This window comes from Spartinivicinus marinus (genome assembly GCF_026309355.1).
Classification (GTDB): domain Bacteria; phylum Pseudomonadota; class Gammaproteobacteria; order Pseudomonadales; family Zooshikellaceae; genus Spartinivicinus; species Spartinivicinus marinus.
In genome coordinates, this window is record NZ_JAPJZK010000001.1 from 4,249,811 (window position 1) to 4,276,244 (window position 26,434).

24 protein-coding genes and 1 other RNA gene are annotated in these 26,434 nt (G+C 43.4%); 21 read left to right on the top strand and 4 right to left on the bottom strand.

What is annotated here, in order from left to right; genetic code table 11:
* The first annotated feature begins 39 nt into the window (after positions 1–39).
* Together OQE68_RS19055 and OQE68_RS19060 are read left to right on the top strand one after the other, a co-directional pair.
* Entirely contained in the window at positions 40–672 is a 633-nt protein-coding gene (locus OQE68_RS19055; protein ID WP_180567664.1) for a glutathione S-transferase N-terminal domain-containing protein, read from the top strand.
* Positions 673–785: 113 nt separating this feature from the next.
* On the top strand, positions 786–1,196 hold the full coding sequence (locus OQE68_RS19060; RefSeq protein WP_353620494.1) for a ClpXP protease specificity-enhancing factor: 411 nt from the start codon (positions 786–788) through the stop codon (positions 1,194–1,196).
* Positions 1,197–1,282: 86 nt separating this feature from the next.
* Here the strand turns inward: OQE68_RS19060 and OQE68_RS19065 are convergent, their stop codons facing one another.
* The 4 genes from OQE68_RS19065 to OQE68_RS19080 form a co-directional block, all read right to left on the bottom strand.
* Positions 1,283–1,861, bottom strand: a complete 579-nt coding sequence (locus OQE68_RS19065; RefSeq protein ID WP_180567666.1) for a BON domain-containing protein — start codon at positions 1,859–1,861, stop codon at positions 1,283–1,285.
* Entirely contained in the window at positions 1,858–2,451 is a 594-nt protein-coding gene (locus OQE68_RS19070) for a phosphoheptose isomerase (RefSeq protein ID WP_180567667.1), read from the bottom strand. Before OQE68_RS19070 ends, OQE68_RS19065 begins: the two co-directional genes overlap by 4 nt.
* Positions 2,452–2,632: 181 nt before the next feature.
* Positions 2,633–3,010, bottom strand: coding sequence for a YraN family protein (locus OQE68_RS19075; protein ID WP_180567668.1), 378 nt, complete (start codon positions 3,008–3,010; stop codon positions 2,633–2,635).
* On the bottom strand, positions 2,991–4,880 hold the full coding sequence (locus OQE68_RS19080; RefSeq protein WP_180567669.1) for a penicillin-binding protein activator: 1,890 nt from the start codon (positions 4,878–4,880) through the stop codon (positions 2,991–2,993). The genes OQE68_RS19075 and OQE68_RS19080 overlap by 20 nt, the downstream gene beginning before the upstream one ends.
* 205 nt (positions 4,881–5,085) lie before the next feature.
* Between OQE68_RS19080 and rsmI the strand changes: the two genes are divergently transcribed.
* From rsmI to OQE68_RS19175, 19 genes are all read left to right on the top strand, one after another.
* Complete coding sequence (gene rsmI, locus OQE68_RS19085) at positions 5,086–5,958, top strand: 16S rRNA (cytidine(1402)-2'-O)-methyltransferase (RefSeq protein ID WP_180567670.1); 873 nt, start codon at positions 5,086–5,088, stop codon at positions 5,956–5,958.
* A gap of 11 nt (positions 5,959–5,969) precedes the next feature.
* Positions 5,970–6,364, top strand: an RNA gene (gene rnpB / locus OQE68_RS19090) — RNase P RNA component class A.
* Positions 6,365–6,714: 350 nt separating this feature from the next.
* Complete coding sequence (gene mraZ / locus OQE68_RS19095) at positions 6,715–7,170, top strand: division/cell wall cluster transcriptional repressor MraZ (RefSeq protein ID WP_180567671.1); 456 nt, start codon at positions 6,715–6,717, stop codon at positions 7,168–7,170.
* 2 nt (positions 7,171–7,172) lie between these two features.
* A complete protein-coding gene (gene rsmH, locus OQE68_RS19100; protein ID WP_180567672.1) occupies positions 7,173–8,108 on the top strand; it encodes a 16S rRNA (cytosine(1402)-N(4))-methyltransferase RsmH in 936 nt (311 codons plus the stop codon).
* 33 nt (positions 8,109–8,141) lie between these two features.
* The gene (gene ftsL, locus OQE68_RS19105; RefSeq protein ID WP_180567673.1) at positions 8,142–8,423 is read left to right on the top strand and encodes a cell division protein FtsL; all 282 of its coding nucleotides are present in this window, start codon (positions 8,142–8,144) and stop codon (positions 8,421–8,423) included.
* Positions 8,420–10,129, top strand: a complete 1,710-nt coding sequence (locus tag OQE68_RS19110; protein ID WP_180567674.1) for a peptidoglycan D,D-transpeptidase FtsI family protein — start codon at positions 8,420–8,422, stop codon at positions 10,127–10,129. Before ftsL ends, OQE68_RS19110 begins: the two co-directional genes overlap by 4 nt.
* Positions 10,126–11,688 (top strand): UDP-N-acetylmuramoyl-L-alanyl-D-glutamate--2,6-diaminopimelate ligase, encoded by a 1,563-nt coding sequence (locus tag OQE68_RS19115; RefSeq protein WP_180567675.1) that lies wholly within the window; start codon positions 10,126–10,128, stop codon positions 11,686–11,688. Before OQE68_RS19110 ends, OQE68_RS19115 begins: the two co-directional genes overlap by 4 nt.
* Complete coding sequence (locus tag OQE68_RS19120; RefSeq protein WP_180567676.1) at positions 11,681–13,066, top strand: UDP-N-acetylmuramoyl-tripeptide--D-alanyl-D-alanine ligase; 1,386 nt, start codon at positions 11,681–11,683, stop codon at positions 13,064–13,066. Before OQE68_RS19115 ends, OQE68_RS19120 begins: the two co-directional genes overlap by 8 nt.
* A complete protein-coding gene (gene mraY / locus OQE68_RS19125) occupies positions 13,066–14,145 on the top strand; it encodes a phospho-N-acetylmuramoyl-pentapeptide-transferase (protein WP_180567677.1) in 1,080 nt (359 codons plus the stop codon). The genes OQE68_RS19120 and mraY overlap by 1 nt, the downstream gene beginning before the upstream one ends.
* A gap of 48 nt (positions 14,146–14,193) precedes the next feature.
* On the top strand, positions 14,194–15,546 hold the full coding sequence (gene murD, locus OQE68_RS19130) for a UDP-N-acetylmuramoyl-L-alanine--D-glutamate ligase (RefSeq protein WP_180567678.1): 1,353 nt from the start codon (positions 14,194–14,196) through the stop codon (positions 15,544–15,546).
* Positions 15,536–16,699, top strand: coding sequence for a putative lipid II flippase FtsW (gene ftsW / locus OQE68_RS19135; protein WP_180567679.1), 1,164 nt, complete (start codon positions 15,536–15,538; stop codon positions 16,697–16,699). The genes murD and ftsW overlap by 11 nt, the downstream gene beginning before the upstream one ends.
* Positions 16,696–17,784, top strand: a complete 1,089-nt coding sequence (murG, locus tag OQE68_RS19140; RefSeq protein ID WP_180567680.1) for an undecaprenyldiphospho-muramoylpentapeptide beta-N-acetylglucosaminyltransferase — start codon at positions 16,696–16,698, stop codon at positions 17,782–17,784. Before ftsW ends, murG begins: the two co-directional genes overlap by 4 nt.
* Positions 17,777–19,252: a UDP-N-acetylmuramate--L-alanine ligase gene (gene murC, locus OQE68_RS19145; RefSeq protein WP_180567681.1), complete on the top strand. Its 1,476-nt coding sequence runs from the start codon at positions 17,777–17,779 to the stop codon at positions 19,250–19,252. Before murG ends, murC begins: the two co-directional genes overlap by 8 nt.
* A complete protein-coding gene (locus OQE68_RS19150) occupies positions 19,249–20,166 on the top strand; it encodes a D-alanine--D-alanine ligase (RefSeq protein ID WP_180567682.1) in 918 nt (305 codons plus the stop codon). The genes murC and OQE68_RS19150 overlap by 4 nt, the downstream gene beginning before the upstream one ends.
* A 14-nt stretch (positions 20,167–20,180) precedes the next feature.
* Complete coding sequence (locus OQE68_RS19155) at positions 20,181–20,993, top strand: cell division protein FtsQ/DivIB (protein ID WP_180567683.1); 813 nt, start codon at positions 20,181–20,183, stop codon at positions 20,991–20,993.
* Positions 20,994–21,170: 177 nt separating this feature from the next.
* Positions 21,171–22,409 (top strand): cell division protein FtsA, encoded by a 1,239-nt coding sequence (gene ftsA / locus OQE68_RS19160; protein ID WP_180567684.1) that lies wholly within the window; start codon positions 21,171–21,173, stop codon positions 22,407–22,409.
* A 68-nt stretch (positions 22,410–22,477) separates the two neighbouring features.
* Positions 22,478–23,641 (top strand): cell division protein FtsZ, encoded by a 1,164-nt coding sequence (ftsZ, locus tag OQE68_RS19165; protein ID WP_180567685.1) that lies wholly within the window; start codon positions 22,478–22,480, stop codon positions 23,639–23,641.
* A 106-nt stretch (positions 23,642–23,747) separates the two neighbouring features.
* A complete protein-coding gene (gene lpxC / locus OQE68_RS19170; protein WP_180567686.1) occupies positions 23,748–24,662 on the top strand; it encodes a UDP-3-O-acyl-N-acetylglucosamine deacetylase in 915 nt (304 codons plus the stop codon).
* Between the two features lie 740 nt (positions 24,663–25,402).
* Positions 25,403–26,335, top strand: coding sequence for a M23 family metallopeptidase (locus tag OQE68_RS19175; protein WP_180567687.1), 933 nt, complete (start codon positions 25,403–25,405; stop codon positions 26,333–26,335).
* The last annotated feature ends 99 nt before the right edge of the window (positions 26,336–26,434 follow it).

Below are 26,434 nucleotides of genomic sequence, written 5' to 3' on the forward strand. Positions count from 1 at the left end.
GTGCATTTCGTTTGAATTGATCTCTATGCGGGGGTGAAAATGGGCGTGGTTGCCAAACGTTCCTCAATGACTTTTTTTTCTGACCCTTTAGATCACTATTGCCATCGAGTAAGAATCGTCCTGGCAGAAAAGGGAGTGGCTGTTGATATTCAGGATGTCGATCCAGACAATAAGCCGGCAGAGCTGGCTGACCTAAATCCTTATAACAACTTGCCAACGTTGCTTGATCGTGATTTGGTGCTTTATGAACCTAACGTCATGATGGAATATTTAGATGAACGCTTTCCGCACCCGCCATTATTGCCAGTATATCCAGTGGCACGTGCGCAAAGTCGACTCTATGTTTATCGGATTCAGAAAGACTGGTGTGCTTTAGTAGACCTGATCCAAAATCCAAAAACCAAAGAAACGGCAGCAAATCGTGCGCGTAAAGAACTAAAGGAAAGCTTAACCAGTACAGCTGCTATTTTTACTGAAAAGCCTTTCTTTATGAGTGAAGAGTTTACTTTGGTGGACTGTAGTGTAGCGCCTATTCTTTGGCGGTTACAGGTGTTGGGTATTGAACTACCAAAACAGGCAGAGCCATTATTAAAGTATGCTGAGCGGATATTTGCCAGAGAGGCATTCAAGGAAAGTCTGTCTGAAGCAGAAAAAGAAATGCGAAGCCTCTAAGGTATTTGGCACTTAGTATTGAGTTGGAGGCACTTTGGTGCCTCTTTTTATATCTAAATTTTACTTTTTAGGTATTATTTGTTTTAGCTGGCCATTGTTTGGAGAACTATCCTATGTCGATGAGTAGTAGTCGACCTTATATTATTAGAGCACTGTATGAATGGATTGTTGATAACAACTGTACACCTTATGTCTTAGTGAATGCAGAGGTGGAGACAGTTGAAGTGCCCCAGGAATATGTTAAAGATGGCCAGATTGTTCTTAATATTTCTCCAACAGCAGTGCGTGACTTGCTAATTGGTAATGATGCCATTGATTTTAATGGTCGGTTCGGCGGAATTGCCAGACATTTGCATGTGCCCACTTATGCGGTAATGGCTATTTATGCCAGAGAGAATGGTCAAGGGATGGTATTTGATTCTGAGGAAGCACCAGAGCCAACACCTGATCCTGCTCCAACGTCTCCTGAACCAGTTAAATCAGGCAAGCCATCAGGACGTCCTAGTTTGAAGGTTGTTAAATAAATGCTGTTATAATTCCTTCTCTCTTGTAGGGGAGAAGGAATTTGATTTGAGATTTTTGCGATAGCCTCCTGTGGGAGAGAGCGCCATTATCCTTGATCAATATACTCAAACACTTTGACGATCTTTTGTACGCCGTAAGATGTGCGTACTACGTTAACCGCTTCATTTGCTTCCTGCTGAGTGACCAGCCCCATTAAAAATACTACGCCATTTTCGGTAACCACTTTAACTCTTGAGGCAGGCACTTTTTCATTAGCCAGCATTTTGGTTTTAATTTTTGAGGTGAGCCAGCTGTCATTACTACGGGCAAGATAGGAAATGGGGCTGGATACCTCTAACTCGTTGTATACCTGTTTTACTTTTTGTAGTTTTCTCGCTTCTTGGCCTGCTTGGTTTTTCAATGCTTCTGTGGCCACTTGTCCTGTTAATAAAACGGTGCCATTAAAACTGGTGACTACAACATGGTTGTTTTTAAATTCGGGGTTTACTTTTTCCAGGTTGACTTGGGCTAAGGTTTCGATTGTTTCATCATCAACAATGCTGCCCAAAGTACGTTTACCTTGGTTTTGAGTAATAGGACCTTCGTGGGTGGCTGTTAAAATCGGAGTACAGCCATTTATGAAAACCAGGAGGCTGATTAAACAGATAGCATGGCTTGCTCTCATAAGCTTCCTCCAAATAAGTGCTCATCAATTAAGTCGCATAAACAGTGAATAACAAAGCGGTGTAGCTCGTGAACTCTTGCTGTAGATTGTGATGGAATACGGATTTCAAAGTCGTCGCCATGGAGTAAGGCTGCCATATCACCTCCTTCTTTGCCAGTTAACGCAATAACTATCATTTCTCGGTCATGGGCGGCTTGAATAGCCTGTACAACATTTGCCGAATAGCCATTGGCAGATAGGGCGAGTAAAATATCACCTGGTTGGCCAAGTGCTCTGACCTGCTTTGAGAATACCTCATTATAACTGTAGTCACTGGCAACAGCGGTCAAAGTGACTGTATCAGCTGTTAGGGCGAGAGCAGGTAGAGAAGGTCTTTCTCGCTCAAAACGATTGAGTAGATTCGCAGCAAAATATTGTGCTTCTGCTGCTGAGCCACCATTGCCGCAGGTAATAATCTTACCGTCGTGGAGTAAGGTATTAACTAATAGCTCACTAGCGTGGGCAATGAGTGGTGGGAGTGATTCTGCGCACTTAATAGTGACATCAATATTCTCCGAAAAATGATTGGTAATGTGATCAATTATTTCCATCAGAGGGTCTCTTGCAATAACTCTATATCAGCTTTTCTTTGATACGGTTATTGGCTTAATTACGGGTGCTGCAGAAGGTATAGACAACGGAACTTGTTATAATATCAATTCTCTTAACTGAATTCACTAGTGGTGCATGCGTAAAGTTAGCTTGCAGATGTCAAAGCAGTTGTGCTTTGGGTTAGTTATCAGCTAAAAAAGCATTAGGAATCCAATCGATATGTGGTTGTTGCTGGCTATCTTTAGTGATGGAAACCACGTCAAACCGGCAAGGTAGGTCTAGTTTTTTCACCATCAAATAATACTGGGCTGCTTTAATTATTTTATGCTGCTTATGTGGGGTAACTGTGCTGGCAGGAGTGCCGTATGCCTGACTTTTGCGAAATCGGACCTCGACAAATACTAGGTTGACGCCGTCTTTCATGATTAAGTCAAGCTCTCCCACCTTACAGCGGAAGTTACACTGAATGGTTTTAAACCCTTGTGATTCAAGAAAGCGCTGCGCTATGTGTTGATAACGCAGGCCTGTTTCAGTTGGTTTATTCTTGCCCCAATCCATAATGTACCGCAGGCGCGTTGTTTTCTTGTTGGTAAGCGTTTACAGGCATTGGTTGTGGCTTGCCGCCTTTAAAGAAAAACCATGGCTGGGTTCGCTCAACTTGTTGATAAGAATTTAATGTTAGGGAGCCAGATGCACCAAATAAACGAGTGCCTTCAGCGGTTTTTAGCTGAGGAAGCCTGGGGTAGAGACGATAGGCGTCAATGCCCAGTGCAAATAAAGGCCCATAAAGGGTATTTGAGCGATCCCAAGTATCAATAATTTTTGACTTTAATGGGTCATCAAAATGATCGCTTAACCAGGGCATAGAGGGAAACATAATCCCATCTAAATCACTGTCTTTTGTTGGGTTGGGGTTTCCAGTAAAAATAGTGCCTGTGGCGTAAACGGGTAGATCTCCTCCATAATGATAAGCAAGGGTAGGCTTTACTTGTCGGCCTTGTTTAGCGTTTGCAGCTAAAAATACCATATCAACATCGCCACGGCGGTTAGGATTATGGCGAATTTGCTTGCCGATCACTTGTTCCACTTCATGGGCTCTTAAAGTGCTGGCACGCGGGCTAAGTAAAGCTCCAATAACCCCGTTGTAGTCGCTACTGCCACCAAATCGAGCTTCACCACGAATAGAGCCTCCTAAAGACTGCCACTCATTAACAAACGCTGTCACTACACGGTTCCCCCAATTTGACTTGGGAGCAATAATGACAGGGGCGCGAAACCCGTCATGCCAGGCTTGTTGTGCGGCTTGCTTGGCTTCATCTTCTGCAGCTAAGCCAAATTGGTAGAAGTTAGCTGGGGAGTTAGCCTCTCGATCACCATAGTTTAAAGTTAAAGTAGGAATTGTTGGTGACAGCTGTTGTAGTTGCTTAACTCGTGATTTTTTTAGTGGGCCGACAATCATCTCGGCTCCCTGAGCGGTTGCTTCGGTAATAGCCTGGTCAATTGATGAATGCTTGCTGGTATTAATCACCTTAATTTCTGGTACTACATGACCATTTTGTAAGGCGTGATAATAAGCGGCTAAAAATCCATCACGAATCGCTTTGCCTGCGTAGCCTAATGAGCCCGTCATGGGTAACAACAGAGCAATTTTATTTGGCCGGTGCGCCGCAATTTGTTCTAGAGTGCGCATGGCTTCAGGAATTTGCTGGTTTGCTGGGTGATTAGGCCACTGTTGTTGCCATTGTTGAAATGCTTGAATCTGTTGGTCAATATCCTCTGGCTTTTTAACGATAGCTGCCAGACTGACCCAACCCTGGGTTTCTTGGTCGCCTGTTTGGCTGGCGAGGTGACTTAGGGTGTTAGAGTCCAGGTTAAGCAGGTTTCGCCATATTGCTTTATGGGCGATGCGTTTTTCATCTGAATTTAATAGTGGAAGTGCTAATAGCCATTCATCTAATGCGGCTCGATACTCTTTATTACGCTCGTATGCTTGTGCACGAACCTGGTAAGACTGTTTGGTGAGCTTGGGGTTGGTAGCATTAATTACATTGGGGCTATCCACCCACTCAAAGGCTTTTCCGGTATTGTTGTTGGACAGCGCTAGTTGTGCTTTAACTAGCGCATACTCTGCTTGGGAGTTAAGTGGTAATCCTTGAGGGCTTAAACCGTTAACAATGTTTGCTGCTTCCCGAGAACTATCTGTCGTATTGGTCTGCAGCAGTAAATTAGCAGCAGAAATTTTTAATGCTTCTTTTTGTGGAGAAGGTGCTGCTTCAGCTTCGGCGAGTAACCGTTGGACTTCAGCCAGGTTTTGTGCCGGTAATGGGGCAACCCCACTATGAGTACGAACTTGTTTGATGCCACCACAACCTACAATAAGGGTGGAGGCAAGAGCGAAACTGATAAAATTACGGGCTGTTTGCTTCATACCTGAGTTTACTTCCAACAAGCGTTGATAAAGTCGAGGGCCTAAAACTTATAAATAAAAAATAGCTGAAATACCTTGGCCAGATATAACAGCTTATCAAAAATTCCTTCATAATAGTTAACCTTAGCCTAGTGTAGTGTCTTATATTTAGTAAAACTTTAACGCTTACTCACGTTTGTAAGCAGGAGCGGAGTTTTTATTTCTAATGAGCAGTGAATCTGTTGAACAACGCGCTGAACGTCAGGGAGTCTTATACATTGTTGCGACGCCTATTGGTAACATGGAGGATATGACGCCTAGAGCTGTTAAAGTATTACAGTCAGTTGACTTGATTGCTGCTGAGGATACTCGCCACAGTGGGCAACTACTGAAGCACTTTGTTATTCGTACACCACTGGTTTCTTATCATGATCATAATGAGCGTGCACGAACCCAGCAACTGATTGAAAAGTTGCTACAGGGGCAGCAGGTGGCGTTGATTTCTGATGCAGGAACACCATTGGTGTCAGATCCTGGTTATCAGTTAGTGAAAGCCGCGCAAGATCAGTCAATCAAAGTTGTACCGGTGCCTGGCGCCAGTGCAATGATTGCAGCGTTGAGTGCAGCGGGCTTGCCATCTGATCGATTTTGGTTTGAAGGATTTTTACCCCATAAACAACAAGCTAGACAGCAGCGACTGGAAGCGTTATTAACGTATTCGGCAACCGTGGTTTGTTATGAGTCTTGCCATCGCATAGTCGCTTGTATTGAAGACCTGGTAGCACTGATTGATCACGGTCGACAAATAACGATTGCCCGAGAGATCACCAAGACCTTTGAAACTATCAAAAAAGGCAGCTGCACAGACCTTTTGGCGTGGTTAAAGGCTGACCCAAACCAACAAAAAGGTGAGTTTGTTGTATTGATTGAAGGTGCGGCCAAAGCCAAATCTGAAGATTTGCCTGAAGATGTCATAAACGTATTGGATATTTTGCTAGCGGAGTTATCTGTTAAGCAAGCTAGCCAATTGGCGGCGAAAATTACTGGCTATAAAAAGAAACAGCTTTACGAGCTTGCACTAGCCCGGAAACAGGGGTAGATTTAGCGCCGAGAGTTGGCTGGGCAACCGCTGTTCAATAATATAAGGAAGTGTGTAAGCACTTTTTTATGGATTTGAAGGGAGGAAAGTCCGGGCTCCATAGGGCAAAGCGCCAGGTAACGCCTGGGGGGTGTGAGCCTACGGAAAGTGCAGCAGAGAGTAGACCGCCTAAGCAATGAGCTTGCAAAAGTAAGTTGCCGGTAAGGGTGAAAGGGTGCGGTAAGAGCGCACCGCATGCGTGGTAACACGTCATGGCATGGTAAACCCCGCTTGGAGCAAGACCAAATAGGAATTCTTAAGTGCGGCCCGCGCTGAATTCGGGTAGGTTGCTTGAGGTGTATAGTGATATACATCCCAGATGAATGGTTGCCTTCGACAGAACCCGGCTTACAGGCCAACTCTCCAATTCTTTGAATACCCTCGTGTATCCCCTCTTTTTCTTATATGCATTTATTCACAAAGCCAACATGTTGTTAGAGCTAAATAATCTCACTGTTCAGATGCTCTCTCTATTTCACTCGCTAAGCCTTTGTTACTTATGGCGATTTATTCACTTATAGTCTCGCGTAGGGTTTACTTGTTTAGCTATTTATTTGATTTTTATGGTTTTTTTGGTTAAGGGAACGCGAGTGACTGCTTGACGAAGAACAAGAGCGTTCCTATAGTGTCTCAAAGTGGAAGAAAGTGGGTTTTTGTGGAGAATATTGGGTTATTGGTGGAGTCTGGTGTCAGGCTCCGATTTGAGGGTTTCTCAATTTGTTTCGTGGTGTCAGCTCTATCAATATGGACGCCAAAGGGCGTCTAGCTATACCAACTAAGCATCGAGACAAGCTATTAAGTCGGTGTGATGGTCAGTTGGTGGCCACTATTGATACTGAGGAACCCTGTTTATTGATTTACCCCATAGATGAATGGGAAGGCATTCAAGCCAAAATTGAAGCACTTCCTAGCTTTAACCCGGTGGCCAGGCGAATTCAACGCTTGCTTATCGGACATGCAACCGACCTGGAAATAGATGGTAGTGGCCGAGTGTTGATTCCCCCTTTGTTGAGGGATTATGCCGGTTTGGAAAAGAAAACCATTTTATTGGGCCAGGGTAAGAAGTTTGAACTTTGGAGTGAGCAGCAGTGGACTGACCGGCGTGACCAGTACCTGGCAGAAGCCAGTGGTGGTGACAGTCTGCCAGTGGAGCTGGAGTCACTCTCCTTATAGCGATGACAGCGATGTATCAGCATCAGACCGTATTGCTGGATGAGGCAGTTGAAGCCTTAGTGGTAGATCCAGCGGGAAATTATATTGATGGTACCTTTGGCCGGGGTGGGCATAGCCGGCAAATTCTTAGCCGACTATCTAGTGAAGGGCATTTACTAGGCATTGATAAAGATCCGGATGCCATTGCAGTAGCAGAGCAAATAGCCAGTGAAGATAAGCGCTTTCAGGTTGGACATGGTTCTTTCGCTGAGCTTGCTAAGTTTGCTAATGCATGGCATAGCCCATCTGCTGTCTCGGGGGTGTTACTTGACTTAGGTGTTTCATCGCCTCAGTTAGATAATCCAGAGCGGGGCTTTAGTTTTTTGCAGGAGGGACCGCTAGACATGCGGATGAACCCAGCAGCGGGAATGTCAGCAGCAGACTGGATTGCAACTGCGGAAGAGAAAGCTATCGCGGATGTGCTCTGGACTTATGGAGAGGAGCGGTTTTCTCGTAGGATGGCGAAGGCCATTATTGCAGCTCGTCAGCAGGAGCGGATCACAACCACCACACAGCTGGCCAAAATTATTGCGGAGGCTAACCCAGCCTGGGAAAAGCATAAGCACCCGGCTACACGGGCATTTCAGGCAATTCGGATTCACATCAATAATGAGTTGGGTGATCTTGAGGCGGTTTTGGATGCTGCGTTGGAGGTGTTAAAGCCTGGTGGTCGATTGGTGGTGATAAGCTTTCATTCGCTGGAGGACCGTATTGTCAAGCGCTTCATTAAGAAGCATGTAAAAGGTGATGAATTACCACCAGGGTTACCAGTGACGGCTGATCAACTGAATCAGCGACTTAAGGCAGTGGGGAAAGCAGTCAAACCTTCAGGTCGGGAGGTTGATGGTAATGTGCGTTCCCGTAGTTCCATTATGCGGGTAGCAGAGAAGCTTAAGTAACGTTGAGCGGGTAAACATTGGGGTGAGGCTTCCATGCAATTAACGGTTTCAAAGCCAGTGGTCGGATTAAGCCTGTTATTTATGTTGGTAGTGATGTCCGCGCTAGCAGTGGTGTATGTCTCTCACTTAAATCGACAGCAGTTTAACTTGCTGCAGGCGGAGCTGACATTGCAGTCTGAAGCACAAGTGAAGTGGGGGCAGCTGTTATTGCAGCATAGTACGCTCACTACCCCTAGTCGGCTGGACAAAATTGCTACAGGCAAGCTTGCCATGCATATTCCATCAAGCGAGGAAATGGTGATCGTTAAACCATGAGCCAGTTAAACACTCAGGTGCCAGTTTGGCGCTTTCGACTTATTGTAACTGTGCTGGTAGTGGCCTCTGCGCTAGTGGGGTGGCGCATTATTGACTTGCAGGTTATTGACCGTCATTTCCTGCAAAATGAAGGGGCGAAACGAGTAGTTCGTCACTCTGAAGTGGCTGCAACCCGAGGGATTATCTTTGATCGTAATGGTGAGCCGCTGGCTGTTAGCACGCCTGTTGTTACCATTTGGGGAAACCCAAAAGAGCTGAGCCAAACAAAGGCTCAATGGCCTGTCATTGCCAAGCACTTAGGAGTTAGCTCAAGCTACTTTGCCAAGAAAGTGAATGATAACCGTTCAAAGGAGTTTATTTACCTTAAACGACACATGCGTCCTAAGTTGGCTCAGCAACTGTTAGCTGAAAAAGTGAGGGGGATTTATGGTATTGATGAATTTAAACGCTACTACCCGGCAGGTAGAGTGGCAGCCCATATTGTGGGGTTTACCAATATTGATGGTAAAGGCCAGGAAGGAATTGAGTTAGCTTTTGATCATTGGCTAACAGGTAAGCCAGGCCAGGTTCGTTTGTATAAAGATAGAAAAGGACGACTAGTTAGAAGTGCTGAACTGATTAAAAGTGCTCAGCCTGGTAAAGAGCTGTATTTAAGCATTGACCTTCGTGTACAAAACCTAGCGTATCGGGAGTTGGCAAAAGCGGTTAAACGGAATAATGCCTCAGGCGGTACTCTGGTGATATTGGATGTGCAAACAGGGGAAATCTTGGCGATGGTCAATCAGCCCGTATACAACCCCAACAACCGTCGCCGGGTTCGGGCGGGGGCTATTCGTAATCGAGCCATGACCGATATTTTTGAGCCAGGCTCAACACTTAAACCTTTTACCATTGCTGCTGCGCTGGAAACCGGTGAGTTCACATCATCTTCTCTGATTGATACCAGTCCTGGCTATATGATGGTTGGGCGTAAAACAATAAAAGATCACCGCAATTATGGGGTGATTGACATCACCACGGTATTAAAAAAATCCAGCAATATCGGCATGACCAAAATTATTCAGCAAGTGACGGCGCCAACAGTCGCTTCACTGTTACATCGAATGGGGTTTGGGATTGACACTGGTACGGGTTTTCCGGGTGAGAGCACAGGCCTGTTACCTTTGCGCAGTCAATGGCGGGCAACTGAGGAGGCTACCTTATCCTATGGCTATGGTATGGCAGTGACTGCTGTGCAGTTAACCCAAGCCTATGGTGTGTTAGCGAATAGAGGAAAAAAAGTACCGACCACTTTATTGAGACTGGATGAGCAGCCGGAAGCCTCGCAGGTTATTCCCGGTAAAGTAGCACATGATGTTGTAAAAATGCTGACCAGTGTTGTGGAAAAAGGTGGTACGGGTACCCAGGGGGCAATTGATGCCTATCAGGTGGCAGGTAAAACTGGGACAGCGCGCATTGCTGAAGCAGGAGGATATTCAGAGAAAAAACACCACTCGGTGTTTAGTGGTTTGGCACCAGCTGGCAATCCAAGGCTGGCTGCTGTGGTGATGATAGATAACCCCAAAAATAAAAAATATTACGGCGGTGAGGTGGCAGCCCCTGTTTTTTCAAAAGTGGTGGCTGGTTCCTTACAGCTATTAGGGGTATCACCGGATAATTCGGCACGTTTGGCCAAGCGTGGTCGTGACAGGAGTAACAACACATGACAACAAAGCGGGATGACCAATCAATGCTGAAGTTGCCAATAATGCCACTTTCTCGGTTGCTGGCTGCTATCGGTCAAGCCCAAACTGGGTTTGACCCTATTATTTCAGGTGTTGCCATCGACAGCCGGCAAGTGAAACCTGGTGATTTATTTATTGCCATGCAAGGTTATCAAGTAGATGGACGCCGTTTTATTGCGGATGCCTTTGGCCAAGGAGCCGCTGCTGTTTTAGCCGAACAGTCTGGTCAATCAATGTCAGGTCAACAGGTATTAGGCCAACAAGCTGTAATCGAAGTGCCGCAATTGAATAAGCAGCTGGGAAAACTACTTAATGAATATTTTGGTTATGTGACTAACCAGATCAATATCCTGGGTATTACCGGCACCAATGGTAAAACATCTTGTAGCCAGTTTGCTCGTCAACTGCTGAATAAATTAAACATCAATTGTGGTGTGGTGGGAACACTTGGGTATGGCACTACTGACTCTTTAATTCCATTAGTAAACACTACACCTGATGCATTGCAACTACATCAATTTATTTATCAGCTAGTTAACCAGCAAGTACCGTATTTAGCGATGGAAGTTTCATCCCATGGTCTAGCTCAAGGCCGGGTTGAGAGTATTGCTTTTGATGTGGCGATTTTTACTAATTTAACCCGAGACCATTTGGACTATCACCAGACAATGGAAGATTATGCAGCAGCAAAAGCTCAATTATTTTCCAATATTGCTTTGCAACATGCAGTGATTAATCAGGATGATCCTTATGCAGAACAAATGTTGGCGGCTTGTCATCCTGCCTGCCAGCGCTGGCAATATAGCTTGCAAAATACCCGTGCAGATGTGGTTGCCAGTCAAATTCGCTATTTAAATGATGGTATTGTGGCAGTAATTGAAAGCCCTTGGGGCAAAGGGGAAATACACATTTCCTTACTGGGGCATTTTAATTTATCTAATGTGTTGGCAGTCATTACTGGCTTAGCTGCTAATGGTATTGAGTTTAATCGTTTGCTTGATGCGGCTGAAACACTTAAACCTGTGACAGGTAGACTACAAACTGTAAAAAGTGCTGAAGACACCAATGAAAAAAAACAGGGAACAGATAAGCCAGCAGTGGTAGTGGATTATGCTCATACGCCAGATGCATTGGTCCAATTACTGAAAGCGGTTCGCTTACATAGTAATCAGAAAATCATTTGTGTATTTGGTTGTGGTGGGGACCGAGATAAAGGAAAACGCCCCGAAATGGCGCAGGCTGCTTATGAGTATGCTGATCATCTGGTTATTACATCGGATAACCCCCGTACGGAAAACCCTAAAGCTATTTTAGATGATATTTGTCAGGGCCTACCTACTGCCCCAGAGTTACCCATTGACATTATCGAAGATAGAAGAGAAGCCATTCAGGGTGCCATTGAATTAGCTAAAGCCAATGATATTGTGGTTATTGCCGGAAAGGGTCATGAAAATTACCAGGAAATAATGGGCAAACGACTACCTTTTAGCGATTTTGAGCAGGCTACACAAGCATTATTACATTGGAGTAGCCATGATTAAGCGTAATCAACTCAGTACTATTCATCGTCTAATACCTGGTAGCCAGTTACTAGGTGATGACCAAGCTTTTTCTAGTTTAAGTATTGATACTCGTACTATTCAGCCAGATGAATTATTTATTGCTTTAAAAGGCCCACACTTTGATGGCCATGATTATATTGCAATAGCTAAACAACAAGGGGCTGTTGCTGCCGTTGTTGAAAAACCCATGGGTGCTGAAAAAACAGGGGGAAAACTTATTTCTCAGCTCGTTGTTGAGGATAGCCGAATAGCCTTAGGACTGATTGGTCAAATTAACCGTGAAGATTTCTCGGGGCCTTTAGTGGCATTAACAGGGAGTAGTGGTAAAACCACGGTTAAAGAAATGCTAGCGGCTATTTTTAAACAACAAGGCCCTACGTTATCTACTGCTGGTAATTTAAATAATGATTTAGGCGCTCCGCTAACGTTAAGTCGTTTAACGGCGGAACACCGGTATGCGGTTATTGAGCTTGGCGCTAATACTATAGGAGAAATTGCTTACACGAGTCGATTAAGTCAGCCTACGATATGCCTGATTAATAATGTTATGGCCGCTCATTTAGAAGGGTTTGGCTCGTTAGAAAATACCGCGCAAGCTAAGGGTGAAATTACCCAAGGGTTAGTGAATAACGGTACTGCAATATTTAATGCAGACGATCAGTTTTTTGATTATTGGAAAACACTGTTATCAGGCAATCAAAAATTATTAAGTTTCAGTGTTACAAATACTGAAGCAAATGTATATGCAACTCATGTTGAGCTTATTGATCAGGGATTTCAGTTCAAAATACATCTACTGGATCACTGTTTTAGCGTAACGCTTCCCTTACCAGGACGGCATAATATCGCAAATGCTCTGGCAGCAGCGACTGCTGCCTTTGCGGCAGGCTGCAGCCCACAGGCAATTGCTTTAGGTTTGCAGGAAATGCAGCCTGTTGCTGGGCGGGGTGTCCAGCTATCAGGCAAAAAGGGGAGTCGGCTGATTGATGATACCTATAATGCAAACCCTGGTTCAGTAAAAGCTGCCATTCAGCTATTAGCTCAATATCCCGGCAAAAGGATATTGGTGTTAGGTGAGATGGGAGAATTAGGTGAAAAAGCGGGCGAGCTGCACTTTGAGGTGGGCCAGTTTGCCAAGCAACAAGGTTTGGATGGCTTATATGCAGTAGGGCTGCTTACTGAGCAAAGTGTCATTGGGTTTGGTGAAGGTGCACAACACTTTACAAATAAAGCCGAGTTGGTTGAGTTTTTAGATAAGCAATTAAGTGAGTCGTTAGTGGTTTTAATTAAAGGTTCTCGTAGTGCCAAAATGGAAACAGTGGTTGCTGCTTGTCGAATGACAGGGGGTAATGGCTAATGTTGTTGTGGCTAGCTGAGCTGTTAGCAAGTTATGAAAGCAGTTTTAGGGTTTTTCAATATTTAACCTTACGCGCTATTTTTGGTGTGTTAACTGCATTAGGAATGTCGTTATGGCTTGGACCAAAGATTATTAGGCATTTAACCAGCCGCCAAATTGGGCAGGCGGTTCGTGATGATGGCCCCCAATCCCACTTAAGTAAAGCGGGTACGCCTACTATGGGAGGGGCACTGATTATCGTAGCGATTGGAATTAGCACTTTATTATGGGCTGATTTATCCAATCATTATGTATGGGTAGTGTTAGCTGTCACTTTTATTTTTGGAGCTGTTGGTTGGGTTGATGACTATAGAAAAGTCATCGAGAAAAACTCCCGTGGTCTCCCTGCCCGTTGGAAATATTTCTGGCAATCGGTTGCAGGGTTAGGGGCAGCAGTTTTTTTATACCAAACCTCCACTCCCGATCAGTTGCAATTAATTGTGCCGGTATTTAAAGAAGTAACCATTAATTTAGGCATATTTTTTATTGTGCTGACTTACTTCGTCATAGTCGGTAGCAGTAATGCAGTTAACTTAACTGATGGTTTGGATGGTTTAGCCATTATGCCAACCGTAATGGTTGCAGGTGCACTAGGTATATTTGCTTATTTAACAGGACACGTGGGGTTTGCTGAATATTTGCATATTCCCTATATCAAAGGCAGTGGTGAATTAGTTGTCATTTGTGCGGCCATGGTGGGCGCAGGGCTTGGGTTTTTATGGTTTAACACTTATCCAGCACAGGTTTTCATGGGAGATGTAGGTGCACTCTCCTTGGGGGCGGCGCTGGGGGTCATTGCGGTAATTGTACGACAGGAAATTGTTCTGTTTATCATGGGGGGAGTATTTGTAATGGAAACCGTCTCTGTGATTTTACAGGTAGGTTCCTACAAATTAACAGGACGTCGTATTTTCCGCATGGCCCCTTTGCACCATCACTTTGAATTGAAGGGCTGGCCAGAACCACGGGTTATTGTCCGGTTTTGGATAATTACCTTAATGCTGGTTTTAGTGGGCTTGGCCACCTTAAAAGTACGTTAATGTAAATAAATAGTTTGAAAACGGGTGAGGCAGTAATTGGACACTAAAATGATTACATCAGACCAGCTAAGAATAGTTATTGGTTTGGGTAAAACCGGCTATTCCTGTGCCCGTTTTTTAGCTGAACAAGGCCATCGGGTAATGGTAGTCGACTCACGACAGTCGCCGCCTTACTTGCCACAATTGCAACAGGATTTTCCAGAATTGCCCATCAAATTGGGTGTATTTGATAGTAATCTGTTAAAGCAAGCCTCAGAGTTAATTGTTAGCCCAGGTATTGCACTTGCTGAACCAGCTATTGCTGAAGCGGTTGCTTCAGGTGTGCCCGCAATAGGTGATATTGAGCTATTTGCTCGTGCTGTAGGTAATACGCCAGTCATAGCAATCACTGGCTCCAATGGTAAAAGTACAGTCACCACTTTGGTTGGCGAAATAGCACAGGCGGCGGGTATTAAAGTAGCGGTTGGTGGCAATATTGGGCGGCCTGTACTGGAGTTATTAACTGAAAAAGCAGATTTATACGTGCTCGAACTGTCGAGCTTTCAGTTAGAAACTACTTATTCGCTACAACCTGCGGTGGCTTGTATTTTAAATATCAGCCCAGACCATATGGATCGTTATGCTGACTTAGCTGCTTATCATCAAGCGAAGCAGCGAATTTATAGAGGTGCACAAAGTGTGGTGTTTAATCGCCAAGATGCTTTAACTCAACCCCTCGTTCCAAGTAGTGTACCTCAAGTGTCGTTTGGACTGAATGAGCCTGACTTGAAACATTTTGGCTGTCGGCAATCAAATAATGGTGTGCAACTGTCGTATGGTTTGAATGATTGGCTGGAAAGCTCGCAGCTATTGATTAAAGGTCGTCATAATCAAGCGAATGTACTGGCGGCACTGGCAATTGGTCAGCAATTACAATGGTCAAAAACTACCATGTTGGCAGCTATACAACAGTTTAAAGGTTTGCCTCACCGTTGCGAGTGGGTTGCTGAATATAATCAGATCACTTTTATTAATGATACTAAAGCCACTAATGTGGGGGCTGCTAAAGCATCTATAGAGGGTTTAGGTGAGCAGCTAACTGGAAAAATTATTTTATTGGCAGGTGGTGATGGCAAAGGAGCTGACTTTAGTGAGCTGAAACCTGCCATTGCAAAGTATGTGAAATGCTTATTGACCTATGGTGATGATGGTGAACGTTTAGCGGCTGAAGTAACGGGTGCTGCTTTTCAGCAGCCAGTTGCTGACTTAGTTGAAGCGGTTAAAAAAGCGTTTCATTATGCTGAGCCAGGCGATCTAGTGTTATTAGCACCAGCCTGTGCCAGCTTTGATATGTTTTCAAACTTTGAGCAGCGTGGAGAGGTATTTAAAAAAGAAGTCATGAGGTTGGTTGATGCTCAGTAAATCACTGAATAACTCAGCTGTTGATCTGCCATTGTTGCTGATTGCAATCATGCTGTTAGCGCTGGGTTTGGTTATGGTGACATCAGCATCAATTGAAGTAGCGGCTTCTCAATATAAAGACCCGCTGTTTCATTTTTACCGACAATTGACTTATTTATTAATCAGTTTATTGTTGGCCGGCTGCGTTTTCATGGTACCGATGAATAGTTGGCTGCGGTTTGGCCCTGCATTACTTTTTGCTGCAATGGGGCTGTTAATTGCTGTGCTGCTGATTGGCCGTGAAATTAACGGCAGTGTGCGCTGGATTAGTTTAGGGCTTTTTAACTTACAAGCTTCTGAACTAGCGAAGTTATTTTTTATTGTTTATTTGGCAGGATATTCTGTCAGGCAACAAGAAGCAGTGCAAAATACCTGGCTGGGGCTTATTAAACCCATGGGGTTGCTATCTATCGCTACTTTTTTGTTGCTGCTTGAGCCTGATTTTGGAGCAGTGGTTGTATTGATGAGTACGGCCATTGGTATGTTATTTATGGCTGGGGTTAAGCTGTGGCGGTTTTCTATTTTAATTTTGGTTTGTGCGGGTGCGGCAGCAGCGATTGCGGTATCACAGCCTTATCGGATGGCTAGGCTAACTACTTATATTGACCCGTGGAGTCATCAGTTTGATAGTGGTTATCAACTTACGCAGGCGTTAATTGCATTTGGTCGTGGAGAGTGGTTTGGCGTTGGATTAGGTAATAGTATTCAGAAGTCGTTTTATTTACCAGAGGCCCATACAGATTTTGTGTTTGCTGTATTGGCTGAAGAAACTGGGTTGGTCGGTGCGCTACTTGTTATTAGTTTGTTGATTGGGCTAACTCTACGGTCACTGTTTATTGGCTTGCAAGCACAACAACGAGGCTTAACTTTTTCTGGGTATTTAGCTTATGGCATTGGCTTATTATTTGGTATGCAGTCATTGATTAATATTGGTGTGAATACAGGATTATTACCTACTAAAGGGTTAACACTACCTTTTTTAAGTTATGGTGGTAGTAGCTTAATTGTTAACTGTCTTGCGTTAGCAGTTTTATTTCGTATTGACTATGAATCTAGGCTTGTTATGAATAAGCCTTCCCCAAAAAGGCGTAAAAAAGGGAGGGCAGGAAAATGAGTCAATCGCCAAATAAAGGCACAGTCGTTGTGATGGCTGGAGGTACAGGCGGACATATTTTCCCTGCGTTAGCAACAGCCAACTTATTTAAAGATAAAGGCTATCAAGTCCATTGGCTAGGCACAGAAAATAGTATGGAAGCGGAGTTGATCCCTAAATACAATTTACCAATCAGCTTGATTCCTATAAAAGGTATTCGTGGTAAAGGCGTAATGGGATTAATTAAGGCTCCAGTACGTTTAATACGTTCTATTTGGCAGGCAAGAAAATTATTTAAACAGTTAAAGCCTGTTTGTGTTTTAGGTATGGGTGGTTTTGTAACTGGGCCTGGTGGTGTTGCTGCAAAACTGTTGGGCATACCGTTGGTGATTCATGAACAAAATGCAATTCCTGGCTTAACTAATCAGTTGCTGGCTAAGGTGGCAAACCGGGTGTTGGAAGCATTTCCTGGTACATTCCAAAGCCAGCAAAAAGTATTTTGTACTGGGAACCCTGTTCGCTCTGAAATTGTTAATGTTGATAATTCTAAGCAATCCCAGCAGCTACTTAAATTATTAGTGGTTGGAGGAAGTCTGGGAGCTAAAGCGATCAATGATATTATGCCGGCTGTGGTAAAAAGCTGTGTTAAACAAGGGGTTTCTCTTGAACTGTGGCATCAAACAGGTAAACAGCACTTTACTGAAGTTAAAACAGCTTATCAGGCTGAAAATTTTCCTAATATTAAGGTTGAGCCTTTCATTGCAGATATGGCAGCTGCTTATCAATGGGCGGATCTGGTTTTATGTAGAGCCGGGGCACTCACAATTTCTGAATTAGCCAGTGCAGGAGTAGCGGCATTATTAGTGCCTTACCCGTTTGCTGTTGATGACCACCAGACCAAAAATGCTGAGTTTTTAGTGCGTAATGAAGCTGCGGTATTAATGCCACAGTCAACATTAACGGTTGATAAACTGGTAGATATGTTAATTGATTTTTCAAAATCCCCTGAAAAACTTGTTGCAATGGCAACTAATGCCCACCAGCTTGCTGAGCCTGCAGCTACTGACAAAGTTGTTCAGCACTGCTTGGAGATAAGTTATGGCTAACCATACACAACAGTTATCGACTATTTTTGAAGTGCCTGAAATGCGTCGAGTGCGCCGAATTCACTTTGTTGGGATTGGTGGCGCAGGGATGTGCGGCATTGCTGAAGTATTATTAAATCAGGGGTACGAGATCAGTGGCTCTGATATAAAAGCATCAACAGTCACTGATCGGTTAGCCTCTTTGGGCGTAATAATTTGTATTGGTCACCGGCCTGAGCATGTAGAAAATGTCAGTGTAGTGGTGGTATCTACAGCGGTAGCAGCGAATAACCCAGAAGTATTAGCGGCTCAAAAACAGCGTATTCCTGTTGTTCCCAGGGCTGAAATGCTGGCAGAGCTAATGCGATATCGACATGGCATTGCTATAGCAGGTACCCATGGTAAAACCACAACGACTAGCTTAATGGCCTCTGTGTTGGCCCAGGGCGGTTTTGACCCTACGTTTATTATTGGTGGAAAATTAAATTCTGCAGGCACGAATGCTAAATTAGGTGGCAGCCGTTATTTGGTGGCTGAAGCAGATGAAAGCGATGCCTCTTTTTTACACTTGCAGCCTATGATTACAGTGGTTACCAATATTGATGCTGATCATATGGCAACCTATGAAGGAGATTTTGAAAAACTCAAACAAACCTTTATTGATTTCTTACACCACTTGCCGTTTTATGGGCTGGCTGTGTTATGTGTTGATGATCCAGTGGTAAGAGAAATTTTACCCCAGGTTAAACGACCTATTGTTACCTATGGCCTGACTGAAGATGCTGATTATTGGGCTGATAATATTCAGCAGCAAGCAACACAGACCACTTTCTCTGTTCATTGTGCAGGTGAAGAAACGCCATTTGAAATTACCCTTAATATGCCAGGTAAACATAATGTTTTAAATGCTTTGGCGACGATTGCTATAGCTAAAGATGAAGGTATAGCAAATCAAGACATTATTACGGCATTGGTGAATTTTCAGGGAGTGGGGCGTCGCTTCCAGGTTTATGGAGAGTTTGAAACAGGTGTCGGTAAGGCGATGCTGGTGGATGATTACGGTCATCACCCGCGAGAGGTTGAAGCAACTGTTAAGGCAATTCGACAGGGTTGGCCTGAAAAAAGGTTGGTGATGATTTATCAACCACACCGCTATAGCCGCACCCGTGATCTTTATGAAGACTTTGTTGATGTGCTATCAGAGGTCGATGTTTTACTGTTAATGGAAGTCTATCCAGCAGGTGAAAAACCTATAAAAGGAGCGGATGGGCCAAGTTTATGTCGCAGTATTCGTCAACGGGGCAAGCTGGAACCTATTTATGTAAAACGAGACTCAGATATTACCAGTGTGCTGAGGGATGTTATTCAAGATGGAGATTTATTAATCACCCAAGGAGCTGGTGATATCGGTGGGCTTGCAAGCCACTTGGCAGAAATTAAGTGCTGCTTTGTCAAAGATGAAAACTTAGCTGAAAAAGGTGATGCATGAGTAATCAGTTTGGACATGTAGCAGTACTTTACGGTGGTTTGTCTGCAGAGCGTGAAGTTTCACTAAAAAGTGGTCAGGAAATTTATCAAGCATTAATCAAAGAAGGAGTTGATGTTTCATTGATTGATGTGGGAAAAAATATTGTTCAACAGTTGCAGGATGCAAAGCCTATAGATATTGCTTTTATTGCTTTACATGGCCGGGGTGGTGAGGATGGCACTTTACAAGCACTGCTGGAATTTATGGAAATTCCCTATACAGGTAGTGGTGTAATGGCTTCAGCATTTGCGATGGATAAATATCGGTCGAAATTACTTTGGCAGGGATTAGGCTTACCAACACCTGTGTTTCAACTGTTTCAAAAAAGCCAGCAAACAACTGAGTTATCACCTAAGGTTGCTTTTCCTTGTGTCCTAAAGCCTGCTAAAGAAGGCTCCAGTATTGGAATTACTAAAGTGAATACTGCTGAAGACTTTCCAGCTGCTTTAGCCACTGCGCTGCAGTTTGATGATGATGTTTTAGCGGAGCCCTGGATAACCGGTGCTGAATTTACGGTTGCCATTTTAAATGAGCGGGCACTGCCACCTATTGAGTTAAAAACTGATCGAACATTTTATGACTATGAAGCCAAATATATTGCCAACGATACGCAATATATTTGTCCCTGTAATTTATCATCTAGAAAGCAACATGAACTGAAAAAACTGGCATTAGAGGCTTTTGAAAGTTTAGGGTGTAAAGGGTGGGGGCGTGTAGATGTTATGCAAGATCAGGCAGGTGATTTTTGGGTTTTAGAAGTAAACACTGTACCAGGTATGACTGATCATAGTTTGGTGCCAATGGCTGCTAAAGAGGATGGCTATAGTTTTTCGAAATTAGTGTTAGAAATCCTGGCTACAGCGCAAGCGCAATAGATTCATAGGCAATAATGATGTACCCTGTGCGGTTACGCGACAATAACGGTATAAATCGTAAACAAGCAAAACGTCGAGGAGCAAGTAAAAAAAAGCAAACGCAAAAAAAGTCAATAAAATGGAGCAGGTTGCTTGGGAGCTTTCTAAAATTATCTTTAGTGGCGTGTTTTATTGGTTTAGGTGTCTGGTGTTGGCCAAAACTGACTGATTATTTTAACCAGCCAGTAAAACGGGTACAGGTTGAAGGTCAGTTTGCTGCATTACAAAAGGCAAGTGTACAACAACTAGTAGAGCCCTACCTAAGTAGTCGTTTTTTTAATATTGACTTAATTGGTTTGCAAACAGATTTAGAGAAAATACCTTGGATTGAGACTGTGGCTTTACGACGAGTGTGGCCAGATCAAATTCAGGTAAAAATAGTTGAACATATAGCAGTTGCACGCTGGAATGATGATGAGCTGTTAAGTAACAAAGGAAACCGGTTTAAGCCTGAAAAGTTGACAGGGTTAAAAAGCTTACCAAAGTTAACAGGGCCTGTCGGAACAGAACAGCAGGTTATGGCTCAATATCATAAAATAGCGCAACTTATTCGGCCATTAGGGATGTCAATTAAACAGCTAAATGTCAGCTCAAGAGGGGCCCTGGTATTTGTAACGGATCATTTTCGTGTGTTGGTTGGCAGGGATGATGTGGTTAAGAAAATACAGCGATTTGTTAAAGTTTACAAAGCGCAGCTAGTAGGAAAAAAGGAGCTGATTAAATCAGTTGATGTACGTTATAGCAGCGGCGTAGCAGTGATGTGGAAAACTAGTGAGTTAAAAAGCTAATGCTATTACAGGCAACCAGTGATTTGAAAAGCAGTAATCTGGAATGCTGCTGCAAGGAAAAGAGTTGCAAGGGTATAAACAAGTATGGGGTGTAAATTTTATATACCAATCGCGTATAGATAAGACGGCGCAAAGGTATTACTTCACTTGAAGTGTAATGGGTAGGAAGGTTTTCGAATGGCAACGTCTCAAGACGGAAAAATGATAGTCGGTCTAGACATTGGTACATCTAAAGTGGTCGCTATAGTAGGTGAAGTGGCTGATGATGGTACGTTGAAAGTGGTCGGCATTGGTGCTCATCCATCTCGTGGGCTGAAAAAAGGCGTTGTTGTAAATATCGAGTCTACTGTTCAGTCCATTCAGCGAGCGATAGAAGAAGCTGAATTAATGGCTGGCTGTCAGATTCACTCGGTATATGCAGGTATCGCTGGTAGTCACATTAGTAGTTTGAATTCCCATGGTATTGTGGCCATTCGAGATCGAGAAGTATCCCCAGCTGATGTCGATCGGGTTATTGATGCGGCTCAGGCGGTTGCTATTCCTGCGGATCAGAAAATTCTACATATCTTGCCTCAAGAATATGTAGTGGATACCCAGGAAGGTGTTAAAGAACCTCTGGGAATGTCAGGCGTTCGGCTGGAAGCAAAAGTTCATCTGGTTACCTGCGCAGTGAATGCAGCACAAAATATTGAAAAATGTGTCAAGCGCTGCAATTTAGAGGTAGAAGATATTATTTTGGAACAGCTGGCTTCTAGTTACTCAGTGCTAACTGAAGATGAAAAAGAGCTAGGGGTTTGTCTGGTAGATATTGGTGGAGGAACCACAGATATTGCCGTATTTACTAGTGGCTCGATTCGGCATACTGAAGTAATCCCTATTGCTGGTGACCAAGTAACGAATGACATCGCGATGGCGCTTCGCACGCCTACTCAGCATGCGGAAGAAATTAAAATTAAATACGCTTGTGCACTTACTCAGTTAGCAAGGGCAGAAGAGTTAATAAAAGTACCTAGTGTGGGTGACCGCCCACCACGGGATTTATCAAGACAAGCACTGGCAGAAGTGGTTGAGCCCCGTTACGAAGAATTATTTACCCTAGTGCAAGGGGCGCTTAGACGTAGTGGTTTTGAAGAGCTGATTCCTGCTGGCATCGTTTTGACTGGCGGTACTGCCAAAATGGAGGGTGTTGTGGAGTTGGCTGAAGAAATTTTTCATATGCCCGTTAGGTTAGGCATGCCTACGGATATTAAAGGACTTTCTGATGTGGTAAAAAATCCTATCTTCTCGACAGGTGTCGGGTTGTTACATTATGGGTTACAGCATCAAAAAGAAGGTAGTGTTGCCATGCCTGTAAGATCTGCCGCTAAAGTAAATATCTTTAGCCGGATGAAACATTGGTTTCAAGGAAACTTTTAACAGGAGTAACGATAAATAATACAAATTAAATTGAATAGTAGTAGATAGTTGAGAGAAAGGAGAGGGTTATGTTTGAGTTGGTTGATAATGTGCCGCAAAACGCGGTCATTAAAGTTGTCGGTGTGGGCGGCGGAGGTGGCAATGCTGTCAACCACATGTTAAATAAGCACGTCGATGGTGTTGATTTTATCTGTGCGAATACAGATGCACAAGCGTTAAAAAACTTGGCGGCAAAAACGGTTCTGCAATTAGGAACTGGTGTGACTAAAGGATTGGGTGCAGGCGCTAATCCTGACGTTGGCCGTGAAGCGGCACTTGAAGATCGCGAGCGCATTGAAGAAGTGCTAAATGGCGCTGATATGGTATTTATCACAGCCGGTATGGGTGGTGGTACAGGTACAGGTGCAGCTCCAGTTGTTGCGCAAGTTGCTAAAGAAATGGGTATTTTAACCGTGGCAGTCGTCACTAGGCCATTCCCTTTTGAAGGACGTAAGCGGATGATTGTGGCTGATGAAGGGATCAAAGAATTAGCAGAAAATGTTGATTCTTTAATCACAATCCCTAATGAAAAATTGCTACCTGTGTTAGGAAAAGATGCCAGTTTATTATCAGCATTTAGTGCGGCAAATGATGTATTACTTGGTGCAGTGCAAGGTATTGCTGATCTAATTATTCGTCCGGGAATGATTAACGTTGATTTTGCAGATGTACGCACAGTAATGTCTGAAATGGGCATGGCAATGATGGGAACAGGTTCTGCGACAGGTTCTAATCGAGCAGTAGAAGCAGCTGAAGTGGCAATTCGCAGCCCACTTTTAGAGGATGTAAATTTACACGGCGCTCGTGGAATACTGGTTAATATTACAGCAGGATTAGATCTTTCTTTGGGCGAGTTCTCAGAAGTGGGTAATACTGTAGAGCAGTTTGCTTCAGAAAATGCTACCGTAGTGGTTGGCACCGTAATTGACCCTGATATGTCTGATGAGTTACGAGTCACCGTGGTAGCAACAGGGTTAGGGGCGAATGATGCAGCAGATGCACCTGTTAAAGTAGTCGATAATACCAAAAGCGATGGTACTTTAGACTACAATAAATTAGATCGCCCTACAGTCATGAGAAAACAAGCTGCCGCCGGAACAGGCAACCAAGTTGTCCAGCCGGAACGGACTCGTAGTACAGACAATATGGATTACTTGGATATACCTGCATTTTTAAGAAGGCAAGCTGACTAGGGTATTAAAAAAGTTCACTTACCATTTGTGTAATGTGCAGCTTTTGATACAATCGCCGGTCAATTGTTTGCCTTCTGGCAGGATTTGATCAAGACGGCGTACATATATGATTAGACAAAGAACTTTAAAAAACATTATCCGTGCTACGGGAGTAGGTCTACATTCGGGAGAAAAAGTCTACTTGACATTGAAGCCAGCTCCTGTAGATACGGGAATCGTTTTTTGTCGGACAGACTTAGATCCGGTTGTAGAAATACCCGCAAAAGCAAGCTTTGTTGGTGACACTACTTTATGTACATCATTAATGAATAATGATGGCATTAGAGTAGACACTGTTGAGCATTTGCTTTCAGCAATGGCAGGCCTCGGCATTGACAATGCCTATGTAGAAGTAAGCTCCCATGAAGTACCTATCATGGATGGCAGTGCAGGGCCTTTTGTTTTCTTAATTCAATCTGCAGGGATTGAAGAGCAAAACACAGCAAAGAAGTTTATTCGAATTAAAAAAGAGGTTACCTATAAAGAGGGTGACAAGGTAGCAACCTTCTTACCTTTTGATGGCTTTAAAGTGACCTTTACGATTGATTTTGACCACCCTGTCTTTAAAGGCAATATCCAAACAGCTTCTGTTGATTTTTCCAGCACCTCCTTCGTGAAAGAAGTCAGTCGCGCAAGAACTTTTGGTTTTATGCGAGATATTGAATATCTCCGGTCTAAAAACTTAGCGCTTGGTGGTAGTGTTGACAATGCCATAGTTGTTGATGACTATCGGATACTGAATGAAGATGGTTTGCGTTATGATGACGAGTTTGTCAGACATAAAATGCTTGATGCCATTGGTGATTTGTACTTACTAGGTAATAGCTTAATTGGTGAGTACCGTGCGGTTAAATCTGGGCATGCTTTAAATAATAAAGTATTACGTGCCTTAATTGCACAAGAAGATGCGTGGGAAGTAGTTACATTTGAAGATCCTGCTGAAGCTCCTATCTCATACATGCGGCCAGTAGCTGCAGTATAAATCTTATTAGGTAAATAATGGGCTTGTTGCTTTCACACATTAAAAATGTGTACTTGAAGGCTATAGAGCAGGAAATCGCCCGTTGATATGCAGTAGACAACACAGGTAGATATGTACTGTACTGATATAAATTTATATATTGGAAGTACTAATCTATTTGTATGTTGTTGACTAAGATAGGCAAGATTATTGTATTATAAAAGCTATGTAAGGGTAAATACTTATTGTATTATAAGCATGTGAATATTTTGCTACATAGGATTACAAAATAGGGTTACGAAAGTCTGAGTTAAATAAATCATGCTTTTGGCATAGTATTAAGTATATAAGTGGTATTTAGAGCAGCTTAATTCTTGCCCAAGACTTAATAATGCTAAAAAGATAAAATAGCTGATGGTTAAAACTAGAATAACCATGAGTGAGTAAAGCGGCAAATATTTGCCAGTTCGTGTGCAAGACTACGCTCTATTGAAGGCTGATAAAGCCTAAAACTGTTAGTCTTGTCATACGGCTAACATACATATAGATGTAACTTTGGGGGTTAAAGACTGCAAGTAATAGACAGTTGATGCTGCTTTAAATAAATAGCTATGATTGCTTGTAGCGAATTCAACTTATTGATGTACTTGTCTTGTAGTCAGGCGGTAAGAGCTTGAGTAGTTCTGTCTCTTAAGTGAATTATTGTCTAAGGTGGCTTTTGCTAGAGGTACGCAATCCCCGTGAAATAAAAGTGCAAGTGAATGAATATTATTATTGTCCGACGAAAGCTAGATAGATCGCGAACATTTCATATTGGCCCCTTTGGCCTTACATTTCTTGTGCTTGCTCTACTCATCGCTCTTATTAGTCTCTCTATCTGGGGTACCTATACCTACCTGACCCCTCTTTCAGCCAAATCCCTTAGTAATCAAACTACCCAACATTGGCAAGGAGAAATAACCAGCCAACGACGTGAACTTAGTGCGCTTAAGGATCAAGCTACTGCAGAGCTGGATGCATTAGCATTACGAGTATCTGAGTTACAAAGTCGACTCGTCAGGTTAGATGCATTGGGTGAGCGTCTTACTCAAATTGCTGACCTTGATAATGGTGAATTTGATTTTAGTGAGCCTCCTGGATTAGGTGGCCCTGAGTCCAATGATATCGATGAAACATTTAAGCCCCCTCAATTTATTGATCTGATAGATCAGCTGATCAAACAAATCGACAACCGAGAAGCACAATTAGAGCTATTAGGTGATTTAATTACTTCGCGAAAAATAAAGAGCGATGTGTTAATAGCAGGTAGCCCGATTAGGAAAGGCTGGCTATCTTCTCGATTTGGTCGGCGAACAGATCCCATCAATGGGCGTTATGCCTGGCACAAAGGTATTGATTTTGCTGGTAAATATGGGTCCGGCATTTTTTCTGTAGGGTCTGGAGTAATCACTTGGGCTGGCTCGCGGGGTGGCTATGGTAATATGGTTGAAGTGAACCATGGCAATGGTTTTGTTACCCGTTATGCTCATAACAGTAAAGTCTTAGTTAAAGTAGGTGACTTAGTTAAAAAAGGGCAAAGAATTGCTTTAATGGGCAGCAGTGGGCGAGCAACAGGTCCACATGTTCATTTTGAAGTGTATAAAGACGGAAAAGCTGTTAACCCCGCCAGATACATTTCCCGTGCAAATGGATAAACCAATAAGCACTTTGAGTAGTTTCTCTTAAAAGCTGTGGTAATGCTTTCTTGTCTAAAGTAAATAGCGTTACAATCCAGCTACTTTTTCTAAGTTTAT